The sequence below is a fragment of the Janthinobacterium saanense genome (genome assembly GCF_014200675.1).
Taxonomy (GTDB): Bacteria; Pseudomonadota; Gammaproteobacteria; order Burkholderiales; family Burkholderiaceae_D; genus Janthinobacterium.
In genome coordinates this window covers 1-2,302 of the sequence record NZ_JACHCI010000012.1, presented here as the reverse complement: position 1 = coordinate 2,302, position 2,302 = coordinate 1, and the positions used below count along the sequence as shown (strand labels likewise).

Sequence of the window (2,302 nt, the reverse complement as noted above, 5' to 3'; positions counted from 1 at the left end):
CTTTGTAGTAAATAATAAGCCGCAAGTAGTGAGCAGCAACAAGGTCGGGATGCAGCGCAGCGCATCCTGGACAGATTTTCTGTCCCCATCGTCTAGAGGCCTAGGACATCACCCTTTCACGGTGAGTACAGGGGTTCGAATCCCCTTGGGGACGCCAGACCGGCTGATACAGCCAACAAAAAAGCCGCCTGGTCACAGTGCGGCTTTTTTGTTTTTCGTCGTCTTACAACGCTTATCTTTTGGTGTCTCACCCATGTCGCTATCCGTCCAACATCCGCCATCGCTGGCTATCTTTTGCAAAGTCGTCGATAACTACGGCGATATCGGCATTTGCTGGCGTCTGGCGCGCCAGTTGCATTGCGAGCATGGCGTGGCTGTCACGCTGTGGGTCGATGATTTGATCAGTTTTCGACGTATCTGCCCCGAGATCGACGTGACCCTGGAATCGCAGCAGGCTGCCGGCGTCATCGTGCGCCACTGGTTGGGGCAGGACGGCGTATTTAAGCCGGAAGAGATTGCCGATATCGTCATCGAGTTTTTTGCCTGCGACATTCCACCTGGCTATATTGCCGCCATGGCGCAGTGCGCGCCGCATCCCGTCTGGCTGAACCTGGAAGGCTTGACGGCGGAAGAGTGGGTGGAGGGCTGCCATACCTTGCCATCGTCGCGGCACGGCATGCAAAAGCATTTCTTCTTCCCCGGTTTTACGGGCAAGACAGGCGGCTTGCTGCGCGAGGCGGCGCTGGAACAGCGGCGTGCCGCCTTCCAGCGCGACCCGGCGGCGATGGCAGTGTTCTTGGCGCAGTTTGGCGTCATGCCAGCGGAAATGGCGGCGATCAAAGTGTCGCTGTTCTGCTATCCGCACGCACCGGTGGTCCAGTTGCTGGCCGCATGGGAGCAGGGTAGCGAGCCCGTCACCTGCCTGGCGCCGGAAGGCGTGGCGTTCGATGCCGTACGGGCCTTTATCGGCGACGATGCGGCTGCTGGGGCATCGCGTACGCGCGGAAATCTGACGCTGCGCGTGCTGCCTTTCGTGCCGCAAGACGATTACGACCAGCTGCTGTGGGCTTGCGATGTGAACTTTGTGCGCGGCGAAGATTCCTTTGTGCGCGCGCAATGGGCGGGCAAGCCGTTTATCTGGCATATCTATCCGCAGGATGAAAACTTGCATCACGTCAAGCTACGCGCTTTCCTGCAGCGTTATGCGGTCGATGCCGCTGGGGCTATCGATAGCGTAGGCGCGGCCAGCGAAGACTGGAATGGCGGTATATCGGCCAACGAGGGCTGGGCGGGGCTGTGGCCCGCATTGCAGGCCGATATGGCCAGAATTGCCGCGCGCGCCGGCGCCTGGCAGGTACAGATGCTGGAGAATGGTGATCTGGCAAGTAATTTGTTGGCCTTTGCACGTTCGGCAAGCAGGACGGAATAGGCGCTTGCCAGAAAATAAGGTAAAATGCCCGGTTATTTTCTAACGTATTTTTAACCGATCAAACGCAAGTCCATGGCGCTGTTGGCGCCCGGGCGGCAGATGATCTTCATGCAACCCACTTTTTACGTACACTTCTATGAAACCCGCAAAAGAAATTCGTGTTGGCAACATCATTATGGTCGACAGCAAGCCAATGATCGTGTTGCGTTCTGATGTCAACGGTTCGAGCCGCACGGGCTTCACCTACAAATGGAAGATGAAAAATCTTCTGACGAACAGCCCACTGGAAAACGTTTTCCGTGGCGACGACAAGTTCGACGTCGTGGTTCTGGACAAAAAGCCAGTCACCTACTCGTACTTCGCTGACCCACTGTTCGTGTTCATGGACACCGAATACAACCAGTACGAAATCGAAGAAGAAAACCTGGGCGATGCACTGCATTACCTGAAAGACGGCATGGAATGCGAAGCCGTTTTCTATGATGGCAAAGCGATCTCGGTTGAACTGCCTACGACCATCGCCCGTCAAGTGGTGTACTCGGAGCCTGCAGTCAAAGGCAATACTTCGGGCAACGTCCTGAAAGAAGCCAAAATCGAAAACGCTATCGAAGCGCACCGCCACATCGTGCAAGTGCCACTGTTCGTAGCGCAAGACGACGTGATCGAAATCGACACCCGCACCAACGAATACAAGCGCGTAGTGCGCAACTAATTGTTGATGATGCGCCCCTGTTGCTGTCTTCATTTGGCGACAAGACAAAAAACGCTACCTTAGGGTTAATGCCGTTCAGTTAAGACTGAACGGCATTTTTATTTGGGTCTTGTAAACGGCAAGTTCAGCTGTTAACCTGCCGAGCATGCTCGATGACCCTC

The 2,302-nt window shown here is 55.6% G+C and carries 2 protein-coding genes and 1 tRNA gene; all 3 read left to right on the top strand.

The features are described from left to right. Positions 1-81: 81 nt before the first annotated feature. A tRNA-Glu gene (locus HDE72_RS16470) sits at positions 82-157 on the top strand. Between the two features lie 96 nt (positions 158-253). Beyond that, positions 254-1,429 carry an elongation factor P maturation arginine rhamnosyltransferase EarP gene (gene earP / locus HDE72_RS16465; protein ID WP_183742864.1) on the top strand — a complete coding sequence of 392 codons (1,176 nt, stop codon included), beginning with the start codon at positions 254-256 and terminating at the stop codon, positions 1,427-1,429. Positions 1,430-1,565: 136 nt separating this feature from the next. Further along, positions 1,566-2,141 carry an elongation factor P gene (locus HDE72_RS16460; RefSeq protein ID WP_183677015.1) on the top strand — a complete coding sequence of 192 codons (576 nt, stop codon included), beginning with the start codon at positions 1,566-1,568 and terminating at the stop codon, positions 2,139-2,141. Positions 2,142-2,302: the final 161 nt, after the last annotated feature.

Coding starts and splice junctions, on each gene's coding strand:
- HDE72_RS16460 (WP_183677015.1), top strand. CDS start 1,566: ATGAAACCCGCAAAAGAAATTCGTGTTGGCAACATCATTATGGTCGAC.
- earP (WP_183742864.1), top strand. CDS start 254: ATGTCGCTATCCGTCCAACATCCGCCATCGCTGGCTATCTTTTGCAAA.